The 26,744-nt window shown below is 55.3% G+C and carries 27 protein-coding genes; 17 read left to right on the top strand and 10 right to left on the bottom strand.

Annotated elements, in window-relative coordinates; genetic code table 11:
- Nucleotides 1-2 precede the first annotated feature (2 nt).
- From HMPREF9098_RS09130 to recC, 10 genes are all read left to right on the top strand, one after another.
- Nucleotides 3-917 carry an FKBP-type peptidyl-prolyl cis-trans isomerase gene (locus HMPREF9098_RS09130; RefSeq protein ID WP_040564909.1) on the top strand — a complete coding sequence of 305 codons (915 nt, stop codon included), beginning with the start codon at nt 3-5 and terminating at the stop codon, nt 915-917.
- 118 nt (nt 918-1,035) lie between these two features.
- Nucleotides 1,036-1,380: a DMT family protein gene (locus HMPREF9098_RS09125; protein WP_003784152.1), complete on the top strand. Its 345-nt coding sequence runs from the start codon at nt 1,036-1,038 to the stop codon at nt 1,378-1,380.
- 151 nt (nt 1,381-1,531) lie between these two features.
- Nucleotides 1,532-2,338 carry a Slam-dependent surface lipoprotein gene (locus HMPREF9098_RS09120; protein ID WP_040564417.1) on the top strand — a complete coding sequence of 269 codons (807 nt, stop codon included), beginning with the start codon at nt 1,532-1,534 and terminating at the stop codon, nt 2,336-2,338.
- A 564-nt stretch (nt 2,339-2,902) separates the two neighbouring features.
- The gene (locus HMPREF9098_RS11560; RefSeq protein ID WP_003784146.1) at nt 2,903-3,520 is read left to right on the top strand and encodes a Slam-dependent surface lipoprotein; all 618 of its coding nucleotides are present in this window, start codon (nt 2,903-2,905) and stop codon (nt 3,518-3,520) included.
- Between the two features lie 73 nt (nt 3,521-3,593).
- On the top strand, nt 3,594-5,003 hold the full coding sequence (locus HMPREF9098_RS09105) for a surface lipoprotein assembly modifier (RefSeq protein ID WP_003784144.1): 1,410 nt from the start codon (nt 3,594-3,596) through the stop codon (nt 5,001-5,003).
- Nucleotides 5,004-5,148: 145 nt separating this feature from the next.
- A complete protein-coding gene (locus HMPREF9098_RS09100; RefSeq protein ID WP_003784141.1) occupies nt 5,149-6,693 on the top strand; it encodes a DMT family transporter in 1,545 nt (514 codons plus the stop codon).
- A gap of 55 nt (nt 6,694-6,748) precedes the next feature.
- Complete coding sequence (locus HMPREF9098_RS09095; protein WP_003784140.1) at nt 6,749-9,025, top strand: Tex family protein; 2,277 nt, start codon at nt 6,749-6,751, stop codon at nt 9,023-9,025.
- A gap of 13 nt (nt 9,026-9,038) precedes the next feature.
- On the top strand, nt 9,039-9,455 hold the full coding sequence (locus tag HMPREF9098_RS09090) for a S24 family peptidase (RefSeq protein WP_003784137.1): 417 nt from the start codon (nt 9,039-9,041) through the stop codon (nt 9,453-9,455).
- A 60-nt stretch (nt 9,456-9,515) separates the two neighbouring features.
- Nucleotides 9,516-9,839, top strand: coding sequence for a hypothetical protein (locus tag HMPREF9098_RS09085; protein WP_003784134.1), 324 nt, complete (start codon nt 9,516-9,518; stop codon nt 9,837-9,839).
- A gap of 19 nt (nt 9,840-9,858) precedes the next feature.
- Nucleotides 9,859-13,329, top strand: a complete 3,471-nt coding sequence (gene recC / locus HMPREF9098_RS09080) for an exodeoxyribonuclease V subunit gamma (protein WP_003784133.1) — start codon at nt 9,859-9,861, stop codon at nt 13,327-13,329.
- Between the two features lie 94 nt (nt 13,330-13,423).
- On the opposite strand, the gene HMPREF9098_RS09075 is transcribed toward recC, so the two are convergent.
- The 3 genes from HMPREF9098_RS09075 to rsmA all read right to left on the bottom strand — a co-directional run bounded on the left by HMPREF9098_RS09075 (nt 13,424) and on the right by rsmA (nt 16,072).
- A complete protein-coding gene (locus tag HMPREF9098_RS09075) occupies nt 13,424-14,152 on the bottom strand; it encodes an amino acid ABC transporter ATP-binding protein (RefSeq protein WP_040564907.1) in 729 nt (242 codons plus the stop codon).
- A 203-nt stretch (nt 14,153-14,355) separates the two neighbouring features.
- Entirely contained in the window at nt 14,356-15,243 is an 888-nt protein-coding gene (locus tag HMPREF9098_RS09070) for a DUF6348 family protein (RefSeq protein WP_050781249.1), read from the bottom strand.
- Nucleotides 15,244-15,292: 49 nt separating this feature from the next.
- Nucleotides 15,293-16,072: a 16S rRNA (adenine(1518)-N(6)/adenine(1519)-N(6))-dimethyltransferase RsmA gene (gene rsmA, locus HMPREF9098_RS09065; RefSeq protein ID WP_003784127.1), complete on the bottom strand. Its 780-nt coding sequence runs from the start codon at nt 16,070-16,072 to the stop codon at nt 15,293-15,295.
- Nucleotides 16,073-16,252: 180 nt separating this feature from the next.
- Between rsmA and rpsT the strand changes: the two genes are divergently transcribed.
- Nucleotides 16,253-16,516 (top strand): 30S ribosomal protein S20, encoded by a 264-nt coding sequence (gene rpsT / locus HMPREF9098_RS09060; protein WP_003784126.1) that lies wholly within the window; start codon nt 16,253-16,255, stop codon nt 16,514-16,516.
- Between the two features lie 235 nt (nt 16,517-16,751).
- Here the strand turns inward: rpsT and HMPREF9098_RS09055 are convergent, their stop codons facing one another.
- The 5 genes from HMPREF9098_RS09055 to HMPREF9098_RS09035 form a co-directional block, all read right to left on the bottom strand.
- On the bottom strand, nt 16,752-17,573 hold the full coding sequence (locus HMPREF9098_RS09055; protein WP_081457179.1) for a YaeF family permuted papain-like enzyme: 822 nt from the start codon (nt 17,571-17,573) through the stop codon (nt 16,752-16,754).
- A 29-nt stretch (nt 17,574-17,602) separates the two neighbouring features.
- Entirely contained in the window at nt 17,603-17,845 is a 243-nt protein-coding gene (locus tag HMPREF9098_RS11555; protein ID WP_003784123.1) for a hypothetical protein, read from the bottom strand.
- Between the two features lie 84 nt (nt 17,846-17,929).
- Nucleotides 17,930-18,532, bottom strand: a complete 603-nt coding sequence (locus HMPREF9098_RS09045; RefSeq protein ID WP_040564414.1) for a hypothetical protein — start codon at nt 18,530-18,532, stop codon at nt 17,930-17,932.
- A gap of 113 nt (nt 18,533-18,645) precedes the next feature.
- Nucleotides 18,646-19,014 carry a CrcB family protein gene (locus HMPREF9098_RS09040; RefSeq protein WP_040564413.1) on the bottom strand — a complete coding sequence of 123 codons (369 nt, stop codon included), beginning with the start codon at nt 19,012-19,014 and terminating at the stop codon, nt 18,646-18,648.
- 64 nt (nt 19,015-19,078) lie between these two features.
- Nucleotides 19,079-20,047, bottom strand: a complete 969-nt coding sequence (locus HMPREF9098_RS09035) for a hypothetical protein (protein WP_003784120.1) — start codon at nt 20,045-20,047, stop codon at nt 19,079-19,081.
- A 249-nt stretch (nt 20,048-20,296) separates the two neighbouring features.
- Between HMPREF9098_RS09035 and HMPREF9098_RS09030 the strand changes: the two genes are divergently transcribed.
- Complete coding sequence (locus HMPREF9098_RS09030) at nt 20,297-20,605, top strand: PepSY domain-containing protein (protein WP_003784118.1); 309 nt, start codon at nt 20,297-20,299, stop codon at nt 20,603-20,605.
- Between the two features lie 78 nt (nt 20,606-20,683).
- Nucleotides 20,684-21,094, top strand: a complete 411-nt coding sequence (locus HMPREF9098_RS09025; RefSeq protein WP_003784117.1) for a PepSY domain-containing protein — start codon at nt 20,684-20,686, stop codon at nt 21,092-21,094.
- Nucleotides 21,095-21,390: 296 nt separating this feature from the next.
- On the opposite strand, the gene HMPREF9098_RS09020 is transcribed toward HMPREF9098_RS09025, so the two are convergent.
- Complete coding sequence (locus HMPREF9098_RS09020) at nt 21,391-21,984, bottom strand: S24 family peptidase (protein WP_257004625.1); 594 nt, start codon at nt 21,982-21,984, stop codon at nt 21,391-21,393.
- Between the two features lie 584 nt (nt 21,985-22,568).
- Between HMPREF9098_RS09020 and HMPREF9098_RS11815 the strand changes: the two genes are divergently transcribed.
- The 4 genes from HMPREF9098_RS11815 to HMPREF9098_RS09000 all read left to right on the top strand — a co-directional run bounded on the left by HMPREF9098_RS11815 (nt 22,569) and on the right by HMPREF9098_RS09000 (nt 26,064).
- On the top strand, nt 22,569-22,817 hold the full coding sequence (locus tag HMPREF9098_RS11815) for a helix-turn-helix domain-containing protein (protein WP_115324757.1): 249 nt from the start codon (nt 22,569-22,571) through the stop codon (nt 22,815-22,817).
- Entirely contained in the window at nt 22,814-24,994 is a 2,181-nt protein-coding gene (locus HMPREF9098_RS09010) for a Mu transposase C-terminal domain-containing protein (RefSeq protein WP_003784114.1), read from the top strand. Before HMPREF9098_RS11815 ends, HMPREF9098_RS09010 begins: the two co-directional genes overlap by 4 nt.
- Before the next feature lie 99 nt (nt 24,995-25,093).
- On the top strand, nt 25,094-25,822 hold the full coding sequence (locus HMPREF9098_RS09005; RefSeq protein ID WP_003784113.1) for an AAA family ATPase: 729 nt from the start codon (nt 25,094-25,096) through the stop codon (nt 25,820-25,822).
- Nucleotides 25,819-26,064, top strand: coding sequence for a hypothetical protein (locus tag HMPREF9098_RS09000; RefSeq protein ID WP_003784112.1), 246 nt, complete (start codon nt 25,819-25,821; stop codon nt 26,062-26,064). Before HMPREF9098_RS09005 ends, HMPREF9098_RS09000 begins: the two co-directional genes overlap by 4 nt.
- 331 nt (nt 26,065-26,395) lie before the next feature.
- Here the strand turns inward: HMPREF9098_RS09000 and HMPREF9098_RS11550 are convergent.
- A partial coding sequence (locus tag HMPREF9098_RS11550) for a calcium-binding protein (protein WP_306425523.1) occupies nt 26,396-26,744 on the bottom strand: 349 nt, incomplete at its 5' end.

Raw genomic sequence — 26,744 nt, 5'->3', positions numbered from 1 at the left:
ACATGAAAAAATCGGTTCTCGCATTGAGCCTGACAGCCCTGTTTGCGCTGGCAGCCTGCAACCAGCAAGCCAATACCAGCAAATCAGCCGCCAGCGGCACTGCCGCAGCTTCTTCTGCCGCAGCTTCTTCCGCCGGTACTTCTGCCACCGCTTCCGCACCTGCCGGCTTGGAAGGCACGGAAAAACAGTTGAGCTACATGCTGGGCTATGAAATCTCGACCCAATTGGATTTGGCCGGCCTGAAAAAAAGCGGCATTACCATTGACAAAGACGCGCTTTTTGCCGCCATTGAAGACCAAATGGCCGGCACACCTTCCAAAATGACGCCTGAGCAAGTGCAAGCCGTTATGACAGCCGTTACCGAAAAAATGCAGGCTGCCGCCGCCAAAGAAGCCGAAGCCACTGCTGCCGCAGGCAAACAATGGCTGGAAGCCAACAAATCCAAAGAAGGCGTGCAAACCACCGCTTCAGGCCTGCAATACAGCGTGAAAAAAGAAGGCACGGGTGCCGCCATTGCCAAAGGCGACTTGGTCAGCGTGCAATATGAAGGCCGCCTGACCAACGGCGAAGTGTTCGACTCCAACAAAGGCGGCAAAGATTTCGATGTGCCCGTGGTGGACAACACCGTGATTAAAGGCTGGATTGAAGGCCTGCAACTGATGAAACAAGGCGGCGAATACACACTGTACATCCCGGCCGATTTGGCATACGGCAACGCATCGCCCAGCCCGAAAATCCCTGCCGGTTCCGTTTTAGTGTTCGACATCAAAGTCAATGCCGTGCGCAAAGGCGAAGGTACCAAAATGATAGAGCAAATGCAGGCTGCACAAAAAGCCCAATTGGAAGAACTCCAAAAGGCGCAGGCACAAGCCCAAGCGGCCGCTTCCGCTCCGGCAGGCGCATCCGCTGCAAAATAAATCTGCAAAACAAAGTGCAGGCTGCTTTCGGGCAGTCTGCATTTTTTATTTACGGCATCCGCAAGGCATTGTATGCTCACACCATTTCTCCTTACGACTTCGGTGAAAGCACATTCCTATGCACATCCTCATCGTCATCGCCCTGCTCGCCCTGTCCAACCTCATCATGACGTTTGCGTGGTATTGGCACATCAAACCCGCCGCCGCGCCGCTGCCGTTGTGGCAGATTATCCTGATCAGCTGGGGCATTGCCCTGTTGGAATACTGCCTCGTCGTCCCCGCCAATCATTTCGGCGCGCAATGGGGCATCAAGCCCTTCCAGCTCAAAATCATGCAGGAAGTGATAACACTCTGCGTATTCGCCCTGTTTGCCGCGCTGTATTTAAACGAAAAAATCACACTGAATTATTTACTGAGCTTTGCCTGCGTTTTGGGTGCCGTGTATTTCGCGTTTAAAAAATAATCCTGCCCTGTTGTGCCACTGCAACGCAAAAGCAGCCTGCACCCCCATTCACACCGCCCCACACGGTTCATTTGTAAAAATATGTTACAATCCACCGCTTTACAAAGCAGTTGTTTACACATATCTGAAAAACCATTTAAAAGGAATCATCATGACAAAATCCCCCATTAAAATCGGTGCCGTATTGGCTGCTATTTTGAGCCTCGCTGCATGTGGCGGTGGCGGCGGAAGCAGCGTGACCACCTCTTCATCGTCAACGCCCACTCCGACACCACGTCCAACACCGGCGCCATCTCCGCGTCCAACGCCAAGCCCTGCTCCCGCTCCTTCCGCACAATATCAAGGTGTGCATCTGACCGCAGGCAGCAACCAAGCACATACTGCCCACGCGCAAGCCTACAACAGCAATACGTTGAACGAAATCCAAGTGGGTTCCAGAACCGTTACCGTGAAATACCCGGGCATTTCAGCCGGAACATTCGGCACATTTAACACGAGAAACCAAAACGTTACCTCATCAGACGGTTCATTGAGCTATTCGCGTTTCGGTGCTTATTTCGGCGCTGATAAAACCGATGCCGAAATTGCAAATGGATCCCGTTCCACTCAAACCAACAAAGTATTCTCCATGGGCCAGGTGACCACCAATATGCCGACCACCGGCACAGCGGTATACAACGGCCTGTCTCTCGGTTCGTCCACCGGCAACACTTACGATCGAGGTACATCCCGATTCAATGTGAATTTTGGTGCGAAAACCATTAGCGGAGCGGTGACCAACGCTGCATACAGCATAGATTTGCGCGGTACCATCAGCGGAGCATCGTTCAGCGGCGCGCACAACGGCGTTAATATGAGCGGTAATTTCTACGGCCCGAACGCTGCCGAATTGGGCGGTGTGTATAACGGCACCTCAAACGGAAGATCCGTTGTCGGTTCGTTTGGCGCAAAACGATAATCGTTAATTAGAAAATAGCCCACTTTGCAGCCGCCAGGTGGGCTTTTTTATTTTCATAAACCTTTATTTCCCAATGTGATACATTCCTTTTCTTCTGCTCGCCACCGCATCCGCCACGCTATATTTATGAGTTCTACCTGCATTTTGGACGCCGTGTATTTTACGTTAAAAAAATAACTCCCTGCCCTGTTGTGCCACTGCAACGCAAAAGCAGCCTGCACCTCCATTCACACTGCCCTACACGGTTCATTTGTAAAAATATGTTACAATTCGCCACGTTACAAAAGTTGTTGTTTTCACTCATCTGAAAAACATTCAAAAGGAATTATCATGACAAAATCTCCCATTAAAACAGGTGCTGTATTGGCTGTTATTTTGAGCCTCGCTGCATGTGGCGGCAATGGCGGAAGCGGTATAACCACCTCTTCGTCATCGTCTAACCCTACTCTCAACCCGACTCCAACTCCAACTCCAACTCCAACCCCAACCCCAACCCCGACCCCGACTCCGACTCCGACTCCGACTCCAACTCCAACTCCCACGCCTTCCGCACAATACAAAGGCGTGAATTTGACGGCTCCAAGCAACCGTGCGCATACAGCTACAGCGCAATCGTTCAACAGCAATACGTTAGACGAAATCCAAGTCGGCTCCAAAACCATTACCGTGAAATACCCAAACATTTCAACGGGAGCGTTTACCGACATCACTATGCTCTCGAGCGGAACCAGAATCATCGCATCCGACAGCGGATTGAGCTATTCTCGCTTCGGTGCTTATTTCGGGCTGGATAAAACCGATGCTGAAATCGCAAACGGGGCGCAGGCTACCCCAACTAATTATTTATTCTCCATGGGTCAGGTTACCACCAATATGCCGACCACCGGCACAGCGGTATACAACGGCCTGTCTCTCGGTTCGTCCACCGGCAATCTCTATGAGCGAGGCACTTCCACATTCAACGTGGATTTTGGCTCGAAAACCATTAGCGGTACGGTGACCAACGATGCATACAGCGCGGATTTGCGCGGTACCATCAGCGGCGCAGCTTTCAGCGGCGCGCACAATGGCGTTAATATGAGCGGCAATTTCTACGGCCCGAACGCTGCCGAATTGGGCGGTGTGTATAACGGCACCTCAAACGGCAAATCCGTTGTCGGTTCGTTTGGCGCAAAACGATAATCTTTAATCAGAAAGCAGCCCACTTTGCAGCCGCCAGGTGGGCTTTTTTATTTTCAGACACCTTCATTTCCCAATGCGTTACATTCCTTTTCTTCTGCTCGCCGCCGCATCCGCCGTGTCTGCCGCGCCTGTCGGCACACCGCTCAACCCCATTCCCGATTTAAACCAAAACAGCATTCGGGAACACGTGCAGGACACCGAAAAGCAGCCTGCACCCGAACCACAAGCCCCCGTCCAAATGAGCGAAGAGCAGCTTTTGCAGCAGCCTGCACTACTGCTCAATGCCTTGGACACCGCCGTGGGCCAGCAAAACACCGACAATATCCGCTTCCTGCTGCCGCTTTACCGCAGGCTGCCTGCCGAACAGCAAGACCCCGTGTTGGCAGAATATGCCGAAGCCATCCTCCTACGCGCAGACGGCCGCCATGACGCCGCCGAACAAAAACTGCGCCAAATTCTGGAAAGAAACCCCGAATTTTCCCCCGTGCGCCTGCAACTGGCGCTAACCCAATCGCAAAACGGCAAACAGCGCGAAGCCGCCGCCGAAATCGCCCGAATCCGGCAAACGCCCGAACTGCCCGCCCCCGTCGCCCAATACCTCGACCAATACGAACAATACCTGAACCGAGAACGCGCCTGGCAATTCAGCGGCAACGCCTATTACCTGCAAGACAACAACGTGGCGCGCGCCCCCGAACAGCGCACCTACGGCGCATGGCAGTTTAACGAACCCCAATCCGCGCACGGCATCGGCTACGAATTTTCGGCACAGAAAACCACGCCCGTCAAAGGCCACTGGGCGGCACGCGTGCAGGCTGCCCTCTACGGCAAATTTTACTGGGATGCACATGATTACGACGACTTGGTCGCCCGCGCCGAAGCCGGCCCCGTGTGGCGCGACGCACGGCAGGAAATCTATGCCGCCCCGTTTTACGAACAACGCTGGTACGGCACCGAACCCTTTTCCCGCCAATTCGGCGGCAGCATCCACTATTCGCGCACCCTGTCGCCGAATTGGCAAATGTATGCCGCCTGGCAGTCCGGCTACAAACAACACAACGAGCGCACCTTCCTCAACGGCACCAGCCACACCGGTTCGCTCACCCTGCTCTACCGCACATCGCCGCAGCAATATTTCGTGATGGGCATCGGCGGCGGGCAGGAAAACGCCAAAGACCTGTCGGACGCATACCGCAAAAGCAGCCTGCACGGCGGCTGGACGCGCCACTGGGGCAGCAGCCGCGCCTTCGCCACATCGCTCAACATCAGCGTGCAGCGCAGAAACTACCGCGGCCCCGACATCTTCAATATCCAGCGCCGCGACACCGAATACTTCACCCGCCTGGCGCTGTCGCACAGCCGCCTCTCCTGGAAAGGCTTCACCCCGCGCCTGAACTGGACCTGGTCGCACATCCACAGCAACCATTTCTATTACCGCTATAACAACCACCGCGTGTTTTTGGATGTATTCAAGCAGTTCTGATGAAAAAGCAGCCTGCACTTTGTCGGTTACAGTAAAATCAACAGGGTTGCAGGTTGGAAATATTAAGCGGCAGGCGGAAGATATTGCTGAATTGGACGCATTGAAACGATAATCTCGGGAAGCATGAACATAAGGAGAAAATACAATGAAACACAGGCCTCCTACTGACAAGGTTGAGAGCAAACAGACACCGCCTACGCGCCCGCTGTTGCGCCTGTCCCTTATTTTATGGCTGATATCCCTGCCTTTGCCCGCTTTTTATATTGATGAAGAAAATTCCCTATGGCTGGGCATATTCGTACTCTTGGTGGGGCTGCCGCTAGGTTGGCTGGGCGCAGGACTGGCCGGATTGGCGGTCTATGCCAATGTTTTTTATTACTATGCCTTTCGCAAACTGTCTGCCAATAAAACACCGCGTATTTCCATTATCTTGATGCTGTTGTTTGCCAGTCTATCGGTATTTCTTCAGGTTGTTATGGTCAGCGAACTCCCCAGTTATGCTCCTGTCTTCGCATGGGGCTGGGGTGCAGTTGTCTGGGCAATGTCGCTGGTGGCATTGGCCTGTGCGGCATGGCTGCCCGAAAGGTTCAAATCCCGCCGATATATGCTGCCTGCAACATTGGCATTGCTAGCCCTGTTCGCAGCTGTTGCATCCGGCTTATTCATATTGAAATATATCCAATACCAACGGGCGAATGATGACGAACGCCGCCGCTACCTGCCGACTTTTGCCGCCTTTTCCGTTGCACGCTTTTCAGGGCTTCCCTATATCAAGCCGCCCGAAAATTTAAACATCACACCAGACACTGTATTCGAACTGCAAGGCAATTTGATTGAAGGGCAGGAAAACATGTACCTGCTCATTAAAGAAGTTTCGGGTAAAGACAAACCTCTTGCTATTTACGATCTGCCAAGAAAATTCCAATACGGCAATTATTCTTGGCGCTTCATTATCCATAGGGATTTTTTTGACCTGTATGAATTAACCCTAAAACGGCAGCCGGATTACATTTACCGTGCCCGCTTAGTCAATCCCAATCAGTTTGAACATGTTTTGACCGATGCACGCACCAACCGAATCCTATGGCAGGCACCCGTAAATTTCCGCGACACCTACGATAAGTATCCGGACTACGACCTGGATGCGCTGTTCAATCCAAAAATCAAACCTGAAATAAGAAGGGAAAAGCACGTTTGGCAGGAAGAAGTTTTCAATCAATCCTGCCCCTCCCAGCCCTATACGGCAGACCCTGAAATCCACGATGCGGTTCAATGGCAGGGAAGAATTTTGAAAATTGTGCGCAGTCACGGCAGACACAACCAACACAATGAGACACCTGGCGATTTGCTTCCTGTCTATTGCTCGAAACACTATGCTTTATTTTTGTACTATTACTCAGGTTTAAACGTCGAAGAAGAATATCGTGTGTTTCGCGGCTGGATTTTGGATAGGAATACATCAGAAGCATTGGCAGATATAGATTTTACTTACAAAAGCAAAAGCAATACAGATTATCCAGCTTTGACCGACAGCGGCGAACTCCCTCCCGGAATCAATTTCCAAAACACCCGTTTGACGCGCTACCTTCCCAAACCGTGCAATAATGACGCAAGCAAAGATTGCGGAGATGCGGCACTGGTTATTCCGACCAATCGCGGAGATATAAACGTATTTATCAACCCAATTTGATATATATTTTTTCAGGTAGCCTCAAAAGCAGCCTGCACCCATCCAAAGGACCTCCATGAACATCACCCAAATCCTCTCCCAAGAACTCTCCGCCACCGCCGCCCAAATCACCGCCGCCGTCGAGCTTTTGGACGACGGTGCGACCGTGCCGTTTATCGCCCGCTACCGCAAGGAAGCCACGGGCGGGCTGGACGATACGCAGCTGCGCCAGCTTGCCGAGCGGCTGCAATACCTGCGCGAGTTGGAAGAGCGCAAAGCCGTTGTTTTAAAAAACATTGAAGAACAAGGCAAACTTTCAGACGACCTCAGGGCGCAAATCGAAGCCGCCGACAACAAAACCGCGCTGGAAGACCTGTATCTGCCCCACAAGCCCAAACGCCGCACCAAAGCGCAAATCGCGCGCGAACACGGTTTGCAGCCTCTGGCTGATATGTTGCTTGCCGAGCAGCCGCAAGACGTGGAAGCCGCCGCGCAGGGCTACCTGAACGAAAACGTCCCCGACGCCAAAGCCGCGCTGGACGGCGCGCGCGCGATTCTGATGGAGCAGTTTGCCGAAGACGCGGAACTCATCGGCACGCTGCGCGACAAGCTGTGGAACGAAGCCGAAATCCACGCGCAAGTCGTTGAAGGCAAAGAAACCGAAGGCGAAAAATTCAGCGATTATTTCGACCACCGCGAACCCGTCCGCGCCATGCCCAGCCATCGCGCGCTGGCGGTTTTGCGCGGCCGCAACGAAGGCGTGTTGAACATCGCGCTCAAATACCAGCCCGACGACACGCCGATTACGCAGCAAAGCGAATACGAGCAAATCATCGCCCGCCGTTTCAAGGTTTCAGATGGCCACAAATGGCTGCGCGACACCGTGCGCCTGACTTGGCGCGCAAAAATCTTTTTGTCGCTGGAACTCGAAGCCTTAGGCCGTCTGAAAGAAGCCGCCGACACCGACGCGATTACCGTGTTCGCCCGCAATCTCAAAGACTTGCTGCTCGCTGCGCCCGCCGGACGGCTGACCACTTTGGGTCTCGACCCCGGCTACCGCAACGGCGTGAAATGTGCCGTGGTGGACGACACGGGCAAGCTGCTGGATACCGTCATCGTCTATTTGCATCAAGAAAACAATATGTTGGCAACACTGTCGCGCCTGATTAAACAACACGGCGTGAAGCTCATCGCCATCGGCAACGGCACCGCCAGCCGAGAAACCGACAAAATCGCGGGCGAACTGGTGCGCGGAATGCCCGAAAGCAGCCTGCACAAAATCGTCGTTTCCGAAGCCGGCGCGTCGATTTATTCCGCGTCCGAATTGGCGGCGCGCGAGTTCCCCAACTTGGACGTTTCCCTGCGCGGCGCAGTGTCCATCGCCCGCAGGCTGCAAGACCCGCTTGCCGAACTGGTCAAAATCGACCCCAAATCCATCGGCGTGGGCCAATATCAGCACGACGTGAACCAAAGCCAGCTCGCCAAATCGCTGGACGCGGTGGTCGAAGACTGCGTGAACGCTGTCGGCGTGGACGTGAACACCGCCTCCGCCCCGCTCTTGGCGCGGATTTCCGGTTTGAATCAAACCCTTGCCCAAAACATCGTCGCCTACCGCGATGAAAACGGCGCGTTCGACAGCCGCAAAAAATTGCTGAAAGTGCCGCGCTTGGGCGAAAAAACCTTCGAGCAGGCGGCGGGCTTTTTGCGGATTAACGGCGGCAAAGAACCGCTGGACGCGAGCGCGGTACACCCCGAAGCCTATCCCGTCGTCGCCAAAATGCTGGCGCAACAAGGCATTACTGCCGCCGAACTCATCGGCAACCGCGAGCGCGTGAAGCAAATCAAAGCGTCCGACTTCACCGACGAACGCTTCGGCCTGCCGACCATTCTGGACATCCTGTCCGAACTGGAAAAACCCGGCCGCGACCCGCGCGGCGAGTTTCAGACGGCTTCCTTCGCCGAAGGCATCCACGAAATCAGCGACTTGCAAGTCGGCATGATACTCGAAGGCGTGGTCTCCAACGTCGCCAACTTTGGCGCGTTCGTAGACATCGGCGTCCATCAGGACGGCTTGGTGCACATCTCCGCCCTGTCCAATAAGTTCGTCCAAGACCCGCGCGAAGTCGTGAAAGCCGGCGACGTGGTGAAAGTGAAAGTGCTGGAAGTCGATGCCGCCAGAAAACGCATCGCGCTGACCATGCGCTTGGATGACGAGGCGGGTGCGGAAAAACGCGGGCGCAGGCTACCTGAAATCGAAAAACGCGGCGTAAACAGCCGCCCCGGCAAGCCGCAGCGTGAAAAGCAGCCTGCAAATTCGGCGATGGCAGATGCGTTTGCGAAGTTGAAAAAATAGGCAGGAGAGAGACATGAGCAAAACCCCTTCCGCCATTCCCGCCCGCCTGATCGGCAACAGCGGCAAACCCATCGACCAGGCGGAAAAGCAGCCTGCACCTTTGGAACTCTCCAACGAACTGGCCGACCGGCTCGGCATCCATTTGGAGAATTGCGGCTTTTTTATGGCGGACGGCATCGCCATGAAACCGACTTTTGAAGGCGAATGCCTGATACTGGCCGATTTGTCCGATACCATTCTGAAAGACGGCAAAATCTACTGCCTCGAAATCGGCGCACACCGCTGGGTGCGGCGCGTGCAGGTGCTGTTGGACAAAATCATCCTGATGGCGGACAACCCCGACTATGCCGATATGGAAATCTCGGGCGAAGACCTGAACCGCCTGAACGTGCTCGGCCGCGTACGTGGCGTGTGGCGGACGTTTCCGTAAAGCAGCCTGCACGCCGTCAGATTGAGTAAAATATCGAACATTCCGTATAACGAGCACATCATGTATTCCTTCATCGCTTATCTCAACTTGGCCATTTCGCTGTTCGGACTTTGGGCGACGGTGAGCCGCATAGGGGACGCACTCCATTTCCTGAACAAATTTGCGGGATATGACAACAGTAGCGGGGTAACGATTGGCGCATACATCACCTTGATGGCTCTGAACATCATCATTGCCGGCAGCCTGACGTCCGTATTTTTCCTGTGCCGCACCCAGAAAAACCGGGCCGTTCATGCGGCAACATTGGCGGCATATATCGCCACTGTGATATTGATAGATATCTCTTTGTATTTCAACCTGTTTATATTTACCGATATCCGATAACGGCCCAGCGGCAGACTGAATGTGCAGGCTGCTTTTCCCACCCAACCCCATCCCCGACAAACACCCCGCCATGCTCCACCTCTACCAATCCAACCGACTCGAATCGCTGGCCGACATGATGCTATCGGTGCAAAACGAACACCCCCTGCCCAACCCTTTGGCCACCGAGCACATTGTGGTGCAGAGCCAAGGCATGCGCCGCTATATCCACCAGTTTTGGGCGCGGCATTTGGGTATTGCCGCCAACCTGCAATTCCGCCTACCGGCCGGTTTGGCGTGGCAACTGATGCGCGAGGCTAAACCCGACGTGCCGGAAATGAGCCCGTTCGCCAGCGAAATCATGCAATGGCGGCTGTTGCAGCTGTTACAATCGCCCGAATTCATGCAGGACGAAACGTTTGCCTGCGTGCGCGGCGTGCTGGATGATTACCTGAAAAAAGGCGGCCTGTCGCGCTACCATTTGGCCGGTCAGATTGCCGATGTGTTCGACCAATATTTGGTGTACCGTCCCGATTGGATTGAGGCGTGGAGCGCCGGGCGGCGTGTGGCGGCGCTGGATGCGCATTATCAGGACGAGCAGTCTTGGCAGGCGGTGCTTTGGCGCGAATTGGACCGCCGTTCGGGCGATGCGCTGCACCGCGTGCAGTTGTGGCACACGTTGATGGATGCGCTGGCGGAGGGGCATATCCGCAGCCTGCCGCCGCGTTTGTTCGTGTTCGGCTTGAGCACGCTGGCGCCGATGTATATGGCCTTGTTCCAACAGATTGCGCTGCACCGCGACGTGCATATTTTCGCGCTCAACCCGTGCGCGCTGTATTGGGGCGACTTGCTGGAACCCGCGCAAATCCTGCAACGCAGCGATGAAGCGGATTTGGCGTTGCAGGGGCATCCGCTGCTGTCGTCCTGGGGCAAGCAAGGGCGCGATTTTTTCAATGCCCTGAGCGAGGCGGAGGCGCATCAGGAAGAGCAGCACCAACAATTCGCGCCCGAGCCGCTGTCCGACAGCCTGCTGCACAGCCTGCAATTCCATATCCAAAACCTGATTCAGCCGGACGACGCGTGCCGTGAAGGCTGGCGCGAACGGCATTTCGCCTATGTATCGAAATGCGCGCAACACGATGATTTGATTGCGCAAAACATTGCACGGCAAGTGCAGGCTGCTTCAGGCGATGCGGACGCGCAACTCGTTGCCCAGCTCCATGCCGACAGCAGCCTGCAAATCCACAGCGCGCACAGCCCTTTACGCGAATTGCAGATTTTAAAAGACCAAATCCGCCTGATGTTGCAGCAGAACCCGTCGTGGCAGCCGGGCGACATTGCCGTGCTCACGCCGAATATCGAGCCGTATGCGCCGTTCATCGAAGCAGTGTTCGGGCAATATTCCGACGCGCCGCTGCCTTATTCGATTGCCGATGTGAAATTGTCGCGCAAGCAGCCTGCACTCGATGCTATCGCCCAAACGCTGGAAGTGCTGGGCAGCCGGTTTGAAGTGGAAAAAGTGCTGGCGCTGCTGGACAATCCGACCATTCTGGCGCAATGGCAGCTCACGCGCGACGATTTGCCGCTGCTGACCGAAGCCGTGGCGCAGCTGAATATCCGCTGGGGCAGCGACGAAACCGAACGCGCGCAATACGGCGACGACCATCCGCTGTTTACCTGGCAACAGGGGCTGAACCGGCTGGTGCTGGGTTGGATGCAGCCTGCACAACAGAACTTGTGGCACGATACCGCCGCCTTCGACAGCCACCCCGACCACCTGCCCGTCTTCGCCCGATTTGTGCAGTTCGTACAATTCCTGCTCGACACCAAACACGAATGGCAAACCCCCGCCACCATCGAACAATGGTGCGGCCGCCTGCGCCGGTTGAGCCAGAACCTGCTCGCCCCCGCCGACGATGCCGACCGCCAAGCCTACCAGCAATGGGAAAGCTCGCTGGCCAACTGGCAGGCACAAGCCGACGTGGCGCAATTCACCGAACAGATTCACGCCGACACCGCCTGCGAACACGCGCAACACTTCCTGCACCAATCCAGCGAAGCCGGCTTCTTGCGCGGCGGCATTACCTTTTGCAGCATGGTGCCGATGCGCTCGCTGCCCTTCAACGCCATCTGCCTGCTCGGCCTGAACGACGGCATCTTCCCCCGCCAAACCAAAGCCGCCTCGTTCGACCTGATTGCCAAGCTGCCCCAAGCCGGCGACCGTGCACGGCGCGACGACGACCGCTACCTGTTTTTGGAAGCCGTGTTGTCCGCGCGGCATGTCCTGTATCTGTCCTACATCGGCCGCGACATCCGCACCGATGCCGAACGCGCCCCGTCCACACTTTTGGGCGAACTGGTGGACTGCATCGCCTCGCTCACCGATTTGGGCAGCCAATACCTCATGCGCCGCTGGGTAACCCACCACCCGCTGCAAGCCTTTTCCCCGCGCTATTTCCAAGACGAAAGCAGCCTGCAACTGTTCAGTACCCGCCAAGATTTTGCCGACGCGCTCAACCATCCGCAGGCTGCCTATGCACCGTTTGCCAACCAGGCAGCCTGCACCGCCGAAGCACACCCCGTCGAACAAAAAGACCTGCTGCGTTTCTGGCGCAACCCCGTCCGCTATTGGCTCAAACACCATCTCAACTGGCAAAGCCCACATTTCAACGACGCACTGCCCAGCAGCGAACCCTTCCTACCCGACCAGCCGCGCCGCCTGGACAACGCCTATCTGACCGCACGCCTGCAACACCAAGACTTTGCCGACACCGCCGCCCGGCTGAAAGCCCAAAGCCTGCTGCCCGCCGGAAAAATCGGCGAACTCACCGCCCAAGATTACGCCATCCGCGCCGCCATGCTTGACAGCGACCTGCACAGCCAAGCACTGCCGCACCGCTTCGGCACGCTGCATTTGGGCGAAAGCAGCCTGCACTACCAACTGCAGCACAACCACGCCGCCGGCCAAATCTTCTTCGCCCACCAATTCCTGGCCGAACACAACCAGCACGGCAAACTCGCCGCCGCCGACAAAATCGAACTCCTGCTGCATCATCTGATTTATTGCGCCGCCACGCCCGACAACGCCGCCGAGCCGCGCCAAAGCCAATACATCGGCCTGAACCAGACCTGCAGCCTGCCGCCCATTGCCCAAGCCGACGCGCAAGAAGCCTTAAAAATCTGGCTGACCGCATACCGCATCGGGCAAAACACCCCGCTGCCCTATTTCGCGCGCGTGAACTGGGCCGCCGCCACCGCCTATTACTCGCCCAACGCAAAAAAACAAGACGCCCCGCCCGAACAACGATGGCAGGACGCACTGGGCCAAGCCATTGAAAAATACCACGGCGGCTTTACCGGCATGGCGCAGGAAGACTATCCCGAAGTCAAACTCGTGTTCGGCCGGCAGGAAGACGGCACCCCGCCCTACCTGCTGCCCATGTTCCACACGCTGACCGAGCAACTGTTCGCACCGCTGGCCGAATGCCTGCAAGCAATGAAAGACGTTTGAAGCAGTGCAGACAACAAAAAAGCAGTCTGCACTTTGAATGTTCAAGTGCAGGCTGCTTTTATCTGTCGTCTTTCGGCGTGTATTTACCGCTTTATCAGTGCGACATAATCTGACTCAAAAACTGTTTCGCGCGTTCCGTTTGCGGATGATCGAAAAACTCATCGGGCGTGCGGTCTTCCAAAATCTGCCCCGCATCGACAAAAATAATGCGGTCGGCCACCTCGCGCGCAAAGCCCATTTCATGGGTAACGCACATCATCGTCATGCCCGATTGCGCCAAATCCTTCATCACTTTCAGCACTTCGCCCACCATTTCCGGATCGAGCGCGGAAGTCGGTTCGTCAAACAGCATCACGGCAGGCTGCATGGCCAAGCCGCGCGCAATCGCCACACGCTGCTGCTGACCGCCCGATAATTGGGTCGGCAGCGCGTCTTTTTTGTGCGACAAGCCCACTTTTTCCAGCAGCTCCACCGCCAGTTTTTCCGCGTCCGCCTTGTTCATGCCCTTCACTTTGATGGGCGACAGGGTGATGTTGTCCAACACGCTCAGGTGCGGATACAGGTTGAAATGCTGGAACACGAAGCCCACTTCGGTGCGGATTTTGTTCAAATCGGTTTTCGGGTCGGCCACGTTCACGCCGTCCACCCAAATTTCGCCCGAAGCAATGGTTTCCAGTTGGTTCACCGTGCGGATGAGCGTGGATTTGCCCGAACCGGAAGGCCCGCATACCACCACCACTTCGCCCTGCTTAATGTCCAGGTTCACACCGTTAATCACATGTAAATCTTTGAAATATTTGTGAACGTTTTTGAAGCTCACCATGATTTTTTGTTCGTTGGTTATCGTCATTTTCTCTTTCCGTTGATGAAGGCGGCGTCCGCCCTGCATTGAATGCGCGCTATTGTAATGGATTTTTCCCGAAGCCGCCTTTTTATAGTGGATTAAAATCGCAATGATACGGCGTTGGCTCGCCGCCTTGTCTCATTTTTATTTTAATCCACTATATTCAAAAGCAGCCTGCACGTTTATTCTTCCGCCTCTTCCGGCCAATCGTCGGGCGCATTGCGGATAATGATGTATTGCTTGCGGAACATCGTGCCGCTCCCCTGCCAGGTGGCCGCATAATTTTTCAGCGATTCCAGCGCGCCGTCCCAATCTTCGCCGTTTACGCGGCAATCGGCATCTGTTTCGCCCTCATCGTCGCGCGAAGCAAAAATGCGGATGGCGTAGTTTTCCTGCGATTTGATGAGCGGCTCGAACGCTTCCATGCTGCGGGTGAATAGGCAGCATTCGCAAAATTCGCCGTGCAGGCTGCATTCTTCCGCTTCTGCTTCATCGCCATCGTCTTCCCGCGCGGGGAAAAAGCCCACCGAGCCGAGCAGAACCAGGCGTTTCGGCACATCGCCCTTCGGCGTGATGGTCAGCCGCAGGTGCGCGGCTTCTTGCGGGTCGGCCGCATCCAGCAGGGTTTCCCAATCAGTTTTCAGCCAAGTGTCAAAGCCGCTGGCCAAGGCTTCGTGCACGGTATCGTATTGGCCGAAGGAATATTGGTATTCAAAAATCCCTTTGGGGAACAATTCTCTATGGTGGATTTGAATGGTGCTGGCGGTTTGCACGCTGCCATCGTCTTCGTCAATCGACAAATCCCAAATCAAAGGCCACAGATAATAGCCTGTATCGGGTTGGTACAGCCAGCCCGTGTCCATCATTTCGGTTGCCCAGCCTTCTTCTGCCAACACGTTTTGCAGGATTTCCGCCATGACGACATGTTCGAACGATTCGTTGCCGTTGTCTTTAGTGAGCGTGAGTTTGAGCTCCGTGCCCTGCCCCGGATTGCTTTCCATCTGTGGGAACAAAGGTGCAGGCTGCTTTTCTGTATCTTGTGAAGAAGGTGTTTGAATCGATTCGGACATTGAATTATCCTTTGTTTTTCAAATAAAAATAGGGTGCAGGCTGCTTTTTTCAGCCTTTCGCCACCAGATGGTTCGACAGGCGCACATACAATTCGGGCGCAATTTCTTCGGCACGCTGCTGCGGCAAAATGCCGACCGCCTGCAAATCTTCGTCGTCGGCAATGCCTTTAAGGTTGTTGCGGATGGTTTTGCGGCGCTGGTGGAAGGCATCGCGCACCAAATTGCTGAAATGCGCAAAATCGGCGGCGGTGCCGATGCGGTTGGGCACGGGAATCATGCGCACCACCGCCGAATCCACTTTCGGCGCGGGGTCGAACGATTCGGGCGGCACTTCAATCAGCATTTCCATATCGAAAAAATATTGCAGCATCACGCTCAGGCGGCCGTAATCGTTAGTTTTCGGCTGCGCCACCATGCGCTCCACCACTTCTTTTTGCAGCATGAAGTGCATATCGACCACTTCGTCCGCCACTTCCGCCAAATGAAACAGCAGCGGCGTGGAAATATTGTAGGGCAGATTGCCGACGATTTTTTTGCGCCCCGCAATGCTGCCGAAATCAAATTGCAACACGTCGCCTTCGTGAATCACCAGCTTGTCGGCAAACGGCTGCTCTTTCAAAAAGCGGATAATGTCGCGGTCGATTTCGCACACGTGCAACTGCCGCAGATGACGTGTGAGCGGCTCAGTAATCGCCGCCAATCCGGGTCCGATTTCAATCACGATATCATCGGGTTGCGGGCGGACGGCATTCACGATGTCGGTAATAATACGCGTGTCTTGAAGAAAATTCTGTCCGAAGCGTTTGCGGGCTTTGTGTGCTGTGCTCATCAATCATTGGCCGTTTTTGAAGATACTGGGCGGCATTATACTGAAAAACAGGGATTTTGCCCGAATTTGATGTGCGCGGCGGCGCGAAGACGGCAAATAAAACACTTGCCTTGCCATAGCTTAACGTTTAGAATAGCGCGTTTTTAATATCCAACTATCCCGAATTCAGGAGTAAACATTATGGCCAACAGCGCACAAGCACGCAAACGCGCCCGTCAATCTGTGAAAAACCGCGCACACAACGCCAGCCTGCGTACTGCGTTCCGCACTGCGGTGAAAAAAATCTTGAAAGCCGTTGAAGCCGGCGACAAAGCTGCCGCACAAGCCGCTTTTGTAGAAAACACCAAAATCATCGACCGCATCGCCGACAAAGGCGTGTTCCACAAAAACAAAGCGGCCCGTCACAAAAGCCGTTTGGCGGCAAAAGTGAAAGCAATGGCTTAATTTGCCGATTGACGCATCAATGAAAATACCGTTGTCCGCCAGCGGTATTTTTTTTGTGCGCATCATAAAGTGCAGGCTGCTTTTCCGTGTTCCGAAAAGCAGCCTGCACGTTTATTCTGCGGTGGATTCTATAGTGGATTAAAATAAAAATGAGACAAGGCGGCGAGCCGCAAGGCGTACAAATAGTACGTCAAGGCGAGCCAACGCCGTATCATTGCGATTTTAATCCACTATATCATCGTTTCGCCTGCCGTGCCGACAATGGCAGCGCTGTGTTTTCATGGCAATCCGCATTCCATATTGACGTGCTGCACTGCAAATGCCCTACATAATTCAGCCGCACTTTGGGCGTGAACGTGGCCACGTCGCCTTCGCGCATGTGCAGGATGTCGGCAGGGTCGAGCCATTCGGGCGATTTGGACGTGAGCGGCTTGCCGGCGCGGTTGAACGCTTCAATCACAAACTGCGAACAGAAAAACCGCCGGTTGCCGAACGACGGAATCATCACGGCGGCCATGGTATTCAGGCAGAAACGGCGGATTCGGCGCGGAATCACGGGCAGTTCGCACGCATTGCGCGCCAGGGAATACGGCACCTGCTTCACAATGCCGAGAAAATTGTAGCGCCTGCCGTTTTGCTGCCGGGCGAAATCGCGCAGGGCGGCGATGTTTTCCTCGGTCAAATCAGGGCGGCGGAAGGCGGCGGTGAGATTGCTTTCTTTCAATGCCTCGTCCAACCGGCGGATGCGCACGCCCGCGCCGACGGCTTCGGCAATTTCTCCGTCGCCCAAATACAGAAACACATGGCTCACTGCGGCATTGCTGAACAGGCGGATGCCGAGCGACTGCACGCTGGCTTCGGACGAAAACAATATGTCGCCCGCCTGCAAATCCTGTTCGCCGATTTTAATCATGCCGCTTTCGGGCAACGTGCTGTTGCGCACCGTCTGCAGCCGCATCACGTCGCGACCGTCTTCCGCGTGCCCTTTTTGCCATTCGGTGGCACAGGCCGATAGCCATACCGCGGCACACAAAGCCGCCAATTTATTCCATTTCATCTTCCATCCTATCGAGTGCAGGCTGCTTTTTATCCCAGCCGCCGCATCATATACCAAACGCCCCAAACCAGCGAAACCAAAACGCATATCCCGATGATTTTATACGCCTGCAACGCCTTTTTCCGCCATGCATCGGGCAGCGGAGCGCGGCGGACATATCGTTCGCCAGCCGCCAGCAGGACCAGCAGTATCAAAATGCTGATTTGCGGCCAAACCCACAGCGAAAGCAGGAACACGGCGGCAGTAATGTATAAAAAATATTTCATGTTCATGGGGCAAACCCTGTGTTGCAAAGTGCAGGCTGCTTTTCTACACGGCCGAAAGCAGCCTGCACATTAAGGCGGCCAACGGTTTTCTCATCGTTTTTTCCCATGTTGGTATGCACGAAGCTTTTTCCGGTTGTGCGGCGGCACGCTCAGCGACCGCCCCAATCCCAGCACAACTTGCAGCACGGCAATCAGCACCGCCACAATCAATGTGTGGACAAAGGCCACGCCCCACACGAACGGCCCTGAAATGCGCGTCAATTCGGGATACACCTCGTCATTTTCTACGCGGTACGCCGCCGTGACGGTGTACAGCTCATTGCTGATGTCCAGCTCGAAAGCCGACTGCCCGTTGTCCGATGCGAGCCTCCGCAGGACAACGCGGTTATTGTTGACCGTCATATCTTCCAACGGCCCTGTCCACGGCACATAATGGGACACACCGTTGTTGTATTTCCGCGCCTCTTCTACGCCGCCTAAAGTTTCCAAAATCGGCCGAGCGCCCATGTTCGGATGTGGGTTTGCCTGTGATGGCGGATGCCTGCGCCACATCAGCACAGGAAATTCGTCCGTCTTGTCGCCCGGTTTGTTGTAGGTATGCGTATAGTAATACTTTGGCAAAAGCCAGCCACCCAACGCAACAAACAGCACGGAAAGGAATATCAGCGTTTTGAATTTTAATAATATTTTCAATATATTTTCCCTATTGGCCAATGAAAAAGCAGCCTGCACCCGATGCGTCGGCGCACACACCGTTGACGGACGGGCACAGCCGACGTGCAGGCTGCTTTTTGCCACCGAAACGGCTACACCTGCCGTGCCAGCGCAAACCCCAACAACGTCAATGCAATACCGCCCGCCATGTGCAGCAGCAACACCACCGCCGCTTCCGCATATCGTGCAGCAAGCAGTTTTTCTGCCACTTCGGCGGAAAAAGCGGAAAACGTGGTGAAGCTGCCCAAAAATCCCGTCACCAAAAGCAGCCTGCACATCTGGTTCGGCGACAAACCGAGCACCGCGCCCGCCAAAAAGCAGCCGAGCCAGTTGGCCGCCAGCGTGCCGAGGGTTGCCACCTGCCCATAACGGTTAAGAACGATGCCGAGCTGCCAGCGCGCCGCCGCACCGAAACACGCGCCAATGCAGACGAGAACGATTGGGGGAATGGAAACAGGCATGGGGTTTCTCCAAGATTTCGGCCGCAGATATACGGCAATGGCCAAGCAGCCTGCACTTGTTCGGTCAGCGTGCAGGCTGCTTTGGATGAAACACGCGATACGCGCCGCGCAGGGTGAACAACAGCAACGCGCCGATGAACAGCAGCCCGATGGTCAATGCAATCGGCTCGTCAATGTTGCGCCACCAGCCGATGCCCGCCCAGACAAAGGCGGCGGCAAGCGGCAGATACCAGCAGCACAACACGGTGTATTTCCACCACTGCGGCGTTTCATCTGGCACGGTTTCGCCTTCGGCCAGCGCGTTCTGCCAATCGTCGAAGCGGCGGTGGAACCACATCAGCGGCAGGGCGAACAACGGCACGGCGATGAGCGCGTCCAGCAGGGCGGATTTGCGCTCGCGGTTGAATCGGGCGGCTTGGTCGGCATAACGGTAGATTGGCACGCTGTCCACTTCCATTTCATACAGGTGCGAGCCGCTGTATTTCACCACGGCCGGTTTGCCGGCGTGGGCGTAGGCGGATTCGCAGGCGTCGCGCAGGTCGGCAGAACAGCTCAAATACAGGGTTTCGCCGCCGTTGGGGAAAGGAAGGTAGCTGGTATCGCTCACATGGCGGCAGGGGCGGCCGAGTAGGAATTGGACAAACTCGTTTTGGGATAAGGCCTCCTGCCGGGCATAACATTCGGTGCTTTCTTTATACGGTTTGGCGGGCACGATGCCGCGTGCTTCGCGCAATTCGCCGTATGAGGCCGCCGTGTTGCCGTAAAAGGCGATGACCATACCCGTAACGGCAATCATCAAATAAAGCCATTGCAGCGAAGAGATACCGCTTTTGCTGGCGCGGAATCGGTCGTACAGCCGGTTTTCGCCGCGTGCCAGCGAGCGGATTTGCAGATACAGCACCAGCGCAGTCGCCAGCAAGATGCCCCATAGCGCGCCGTTCACGGGCAGAAGCCAGCCGATACCGAATGCGGCAACGATGTAGAGGAACATGGCGCGGTAGAGCGCGTGCGGGGTTTTGGGGACGGGCAACATGGTTTTGCCTTTCTAAAACATGGCATGAGCGGGTGAACGTGCAGGCTGCTTTCCGAATCCCAAAAAGCAGCCTGCACCTTTTTGTACAGACATTTTGGCGGGGATTGAAATTGCATTATCGGGATGGCATGCCGTTTGGAAGAACGGTTTACGTTTTTTTAACAATGGCCTAATTTTAAGCTAATTTTTGCGCCCTATACTGCGAAGCGTTGTTCAACAACATTTTTTTCAACCGACGGAGATTATCCCATGAAAACTTCAAAAACCACAGCCGCTTTCTTGGCCGCTACTCTGATTGCCGCCACACTGCCCGCATCGGCAGGGTCGGACCGCCAGTATTACGAACACAACCGCGGCAACTACATCACACGCGAAAAAGCCGCGCAAATCGCCTCGAATAAAGTGGGCGGCGGCACGGCAGTAGAAGTGGAATTTGACCGCAGCCGCAGCAAACCGGACCATTTCGATGTGGAAATACGCAAGGCGGACGGCCGCAAATACGATGTGGAAGTCAATGCAAGAACAGGCGAAGTTTTGTCTTCCCGCTTGGACGATTGAGAAATAGATTGACACGCGATATTCGGGCAGCGGCACGGTTTTGCAGGCTGCCTGAAACAGAATTTAAGGAGCGATGCAATGATAAACATCCAATTTGATCCGAAAGGCAAAGAAAAAGCGGTGCAGGCTGCCAAAAAAGGTTGGGCATACGGCAAACAAGGCGGTTTATGGCTTTGGCACGCCGTGCGGAAACTCAAGCCCTCGCGCGCGCTGCTGCTGAAAAGCGGTGCGGCGGCCGTATTGCTCGGCATCGCCGCAGGAGCGGGCGCCAATTATCTGCCCAAGCTGGCAGGGCAAAGCAACATTACGGCAGTGGAAGCCGCGCAGGCTGCTTTTTCGGCCACCAACGGCGGCATCATCACCGAAGCAGAATTCGACATCGGCAAACACGGCAGCCGTTATGAATTCGAAATCCTCAGCGGCGGCAGGAAATACGATGTGGATGTGGATGCGATGAGCGGCCGGGCACAAATCGACCCGTATGATTAAAACAGACGGCTTCACGCCGTATTCGCGGCTCGTTATAGTGGATTAAAATAAAAATGAGACAAGGCGGCGAGCCGCAAGGCGTACAAATAGTACGTGTGGGGGGGTGATAGTTTTGTCATAAGAAACAGCACGCCAAAAAAGGCGCAAAACACCCGAAAACACAAGCACGCAGCCTAATGGACGTGCAAAAAACAAATTGCAAAAAAAACGCGCAAAAATGAGCAGATTTCTGGCAGGTTTTGCGCGTTTTTTGTCATAAAGCTATCAGCAAATTATCAAAAACCATCAAAACACCATCACGGCTTAATGCTGCAATCCCACAAGTAGCGGCCGTACACCTCAAACTCGTAATCTTGCATTTCGCGCAAATCCAGTGTTTCGGTCGGATAAATATCCTTGTTGGCATTATCGCTAATCACGCTGAACGTGTGGCCGTTAATCTGCTGCAAACGCTTAATCCGCAGCTCGTCCACCTGCCGGAACAGGTAGATGCCCGCGCCCGTATAGCGCGAGGTCATCTGCCAGAGCACCGTGCCGCGGTCGGTGAGCGTGGGGTACATGCTGTCGCCTTTGACGCGGGTACAGAAGCAATGCGCCGGCTTTACGCCCAGCACATCGAAGAACGAGCTGCGAAACCACATGGCCTCGGTGCGCAGCTCCTCGCCGAACGCATAGCCATTGCCTGCGCTGCCGAACACGTTGGTGTGGTAGCGCACGGGGACGATGCTGTCCGTGCCCTGCTCCGCCGCCCAGTCGTCGTATTCGGCGACCATGGGGCGCATGAATTCGGGAATGCCGCCGCCGGTGCGCGCGGGTGTTTTAGGGAAAGAGCGGTGGAGTTTGGCCGGTGCCGGTGGTGGGGCGGTGGTGGGGGTATCCAATAGGTGCAATAGGTCTTTTTCTTTAAGCTCTTGAATGACATAAGGCGGTAATGTATAAACAGTTTTTATTCCACCCTTGCCCCCCTTCCCCTGTACTGTTTTTCTTTCCCAATTCTGATTTTCAGCACGTATCTTTACACCAACTTTGCTACCGGGCAAATCAATAATTACGCCGTTATCGGCGGCGCTCTTCACTAAATTCACAATTTCTTGTGCGCTTAATTCCATACTAATCTCTCAATAAAAGGTGTACTACTAAATCACAAGGTTGTGCACCAAGTAGTACACTTTGTTGTAAACTTTAATCCGTTTTAAAACAATGGTATATAAAATATATGCAAAATACTTGTAAATTTAAGTTGCGTACTTTGGTGTACTACTTTATCATTGTTTACATCTCGCAAACGGGAAGTTTAAAACAGTATAACCGATTTGCACCGCTCTTTAACAATTTGGACAAAAAGCCGAATAAACGGGGATTGTTTGTTCCCCGGGATTGGAGACTACTGAACAGGCCGCCTGCATGTGGCGGGCGGCCGATTGAGTGGTTTTTTACCTTTATAAAAGATGTGTTGTTTTTAAGGAGTAGCAATATGCACCCAGAGTTGATTAAGGCACGGCTGCGGATGGCGGGCTACACGCTGGCGGATGTTGCGCGGGAAACGCAAACCGACCCATCGACGGTGCGCCTGGCATTGCGCAAGCCAAGTTTGGCGGGAGAAAAGGCGATTGCCCAGATTATGGGCAAGCCCCTGCACGAATTGTTCCCCGAACGGTGGACGGCCGACGGGCGGCGTATCCGCCCGCGCTACCGTTATTTGTATGAAGAGAGTGCGGTATGAAAGCGTATTTTTCTATTCAGGAATTACTGGATATGGGGCTGCCTGAATTACCAATGAGTAAATCAGGAATGATTAAACGTGTGAAAGAAGGCGCGTGGCAGTTCCGCGAAGTAGCAGGGCGCGGCGGCAAGGGCGGCAAGAAACGCGAATATATGCCACCGCCGGAGGTGCAGGCGGCCATTATGCGGCAGCAGCAGGAACAGGTGCTGGCAACGGCGCAATTTGCCGCGCTGCCGGTGGCGGCGCTGCCTGATGCCGATACCGCCCCGGTGGCGGACGGCAGCACGGAGGTGCAGCGGCAGCGCGAGGGGGCGCGTTTGGGCGTGCTGAATGCGATTGAGCGGCTGATGGCGGAAACCAAGGTGGGCAAGGACGAGGCGATTACGGGCTTTTTGGTGAGCGCGCAGCATCCGGACATGCCGCATTTGGCGCACATGCTGCGGCTGGCCAACGACAGGCGCGGCGGCGGTGCGGCTTTGCCGAGCAAGCGCACCATCCACCGCTGGTTTAAGCAGCGCGAGGAATCGGGCAGCCTGCTGCCGAAGGTGCCGCAAAAGGATTTGTCGCTGCCGGAATGGTTTAAACGCTTTTTGGTGTTTTACCGCACGCCGCAAAAACCGAGTGTGCAGGCTGCTTTCGAGCTGTTTGCACGCGCGGAATTGGCGCAGCAACCGCTGGCGAAGCTGCCGAGCGTGCATCAGGCGCGGCGCTGGCTGGACAAGCTGGGCAATGTGGCGCGCGAGGACGGGCGGCTGGGCAGCCGCGAGTTAAAAACCGTCAAGCCTTACAAGGTGCGCGACTTTAAAAACCTGCAACCGACGGACATTTATACCGCCGACGGCCATACGTTTGACGCGGAGGTGCTGCACCCCGATTCGGGCAAGCCGTTCCGCCCTGAAATTACGACGGTGGCGGACGTGGCGACGCGCAAGATTGTGGGTTGGAGCGTGGATTTGGCGGAGAGCGGCTATGCGGTGCTGTCGGCGGTGTGCCATGCGGTTAAAACGGGCGGCATTCCGGCGGTGTTTTATGTGGACAACGGCGGCGGCTATAAAAACGCGCTGATGAGCGACCAAGCCACCGGCCTAATGGGGCGGTTGGGCATTACCATGCGGCACTCGCTGCCGTATAGCTCGCAGGCGCGCGGCGTGATTGAGCGGCTGCACCAAACGGTGTGGGTGCAGGCGGCCAAGCGGCTGCAAAGCTATATCGGCGCGGATATGGACAAGCAGGCGGGTCAGGCGGTGCACAAGGCCGGGCGAAAACTGATGAAGCAGGAAGCGGCGCTCAAAGGCGTGCCCGCACTGGGCAATATCTTGAGCCTGTCGCCCAACCTGCTGCCGGACTTTGACGAGTTCCGGCGCATCGCGGCGCAGGCGGTGGAGGACTACAACAACCGCCCGCACCGCAGCCTGCCGAAAATAACCGATATATCCGGCAGTCCGCGCCACATGACGCCGAACGAGCTTTGGGCGCTAAAGGAATCGCAGGGGGCGGAAATCCAAACGGTGGACGAAGCCGAAAGCCTGTACCTGTTTATGCCGCAGGAAGTGCGCGTGGTACAGCGCGGGCAGGTGACGCTGCGGCGCAACGTGTATTACAGCGCGGCATTGCAGGAATACAACGGCGACCGGCTGCGGGTGGCGTTTGACATGCACAACGCCGAGCGCGTGTGGCTGTTTGACGACGACGGGCGCTATGTGTGCCATGCCGATTGGAACGGCAACCGCATCGACTATATGCCGGTGAGCGTGATTGAGCAGGCCAAAGAGAAGCGTGTGGCCGGACAAATCAAACGTTTGGACAACAAGCAGAGCATTTTGGCGGCGGCACGTCCCGCGCGGGTGCTGGAGCACCAGGGCCGCATGAATTTGGGCGGCCGCACGCTGGACATGCAGGCGCTGCAACAGCAGGCGCAGCTGGCGATGGCGAAAATGCAGCCGAAGGCGGACGAACCCGCACCGCCCAAGGCCAAGGTAACAGCCTTCCGGCCGTCCGAGCCGCCGCCCGAAGGCTGGGTGCGCCCCGCCACACCGCAGGCGCGCGCTGCTGAGTTTGCCCGCTTATCCGCGCTGCCGCGCGAAAGCTGGACGGCGGAACAGGCCAAGTTTATGGCCACGCCGCAGGTGCAGCAGGAAGCGGCCGTGCTGGAGCGGATGCGGCAGATGTATGGTTAAAGAAAAAGCGCAGAAAACCGAACTTTCTGCGCGTGTGTCAAACCGCCTAAGGGCATCAACCCTAAGGGCATCAACATTTAACAACGGAGTGATTTTATCATGAAAATTGCCAATATCAACAATTTGTCCCTGGTCGCCATTGCCATGGAGCGGCTGATGAACCGCCCCGACGGGCTGCCCGGCCTGGGCGTGCTGTACGGCCCTTCGGGCTACGGCAAGACGACGGCCACGGTGGCGGTGGCCAACAGCACGCAGGCGTATTACGTGCAACTGAGGAGCGCGTGGAGCAAAAAAACCCTGCTGGAAAAAATCTGCTTTGAAATGGGCATTCCCGCCGCCAAAACCACCGCGGCCAACCTGGATTTGATTTGCGAGCAGCTGGCCGCCAGCCAACGGCCGCTGATTTTGGACGAGGCGGATTATTTGGTGGCCAAGGCGGGCATGGTGGAGCTGGTGCGCGACATTTACGAGGGCAGCCAAAGCCCGATTATGCTGGTGGGCGAAGAGATGCTGCCCAACAAGCTGAAAAAATACGAGCGCTTCCACGGGCGCGTGCTCAACTGGCTGCCCGCGCAGCCGGTATCGGCGGACGATGCCGCGCTGCTGGCGCAGGCGTATGCGCCCGACGTGGCCATCGGCGCGGACGTGCTGGCGCATATTGTGGACATTGCCCACGGCTCGGTGCGGCGCGTGACCGTGAACTTGGTCAATCTGGCCGAAGCGGCGGCGGTGGCGGGTGTGGATACGCTGGATATGGCGGGGCTGAAACGGCTGCCGGGGTTTGAGTTTTACCGCGGCGAGAGCCCGAAGCGGGGGGTTAAGGCATGAGTGCGCCGCGGAAAGAGCCGATTGAGGAGACGATGTGGCGCACCATCAAAATCCTGCGGGTGTTTGACAAGGGCAGCCTGCACCGCCATGTGAACATGACCCACCCGTGCACCGCGCAGCGCATATCGCGCTATGTGAACCGGCTGGCGGCGCAGGGGCTGCTGCACCGCCACCGCAACGATTACCAACTGAGCAGCTTTGCCCCCGCGCGGGCACCGATTTTTAGGAAACTGAGCCGATGAGTGTTATCCGACAAGCTTATCTTAAATATGGCCTTTATAGTTACACACACGTTTTATCATCACTTTATCATCACTTTATCATCACTTTATCATCACTTTATCATCACTTTATCATCACTTTATCATCACTTCCCCACCGTTTTATTACGCAATGGCAAAACAGCCGCAAAGTCATAAAATATTAAAGATTTATCATTAACTTAATTATTGCTAGAAGCGCATCGATTAAGGCTAATCAAAATACGACCCTTATCCCAATATTAAAAAAACAGCAATCAAAATAAACTTGATTGCTGTTTTTCAGTTTAAGCCACTAATGTAATTAGGCTCCTTATGCAGATGGCGTTACCAATAACGGCTGTTGTACGGATTGTGTATTAGCATCCACATTTCCTCCTGCCGCAGCAGTCTTGGAACCAAACACGGACATAGACTGTACCAAATTATTGCCAGCATTAATATACTTGGCAAAATCAGGATTACTGATGGCTGCATCATCAAAGACAAATGTATCTACACGATAGTTTTCACCATAGAAGAATCCGGAAATACGTACATTGTCTTGTTCAGAAGTGCTAAGCACCAAATCACTTCCGGAACGGATAAAATGAACATCTGCTGCTTTAAATCCTTTAAAGTGCATAGTGTCAGAATTTTTATCCACATGGTAGTTATGGACA

It is taken from the genome of Kingella denitrificans ATCC 33394, assembly GCF_000190695.1.
Taxonomy (GTDB): Bacteria; Pseudomonadota; Gammaproteobacteria; order Burkholderiales; family Neisseriaceae; genus Kingella_A; species Kingella_A denitrificans.
Note: the sequence above shows the minus strand (reverse complement) of the source record. Positions and strands in the feature narration are given on the sequence as shown.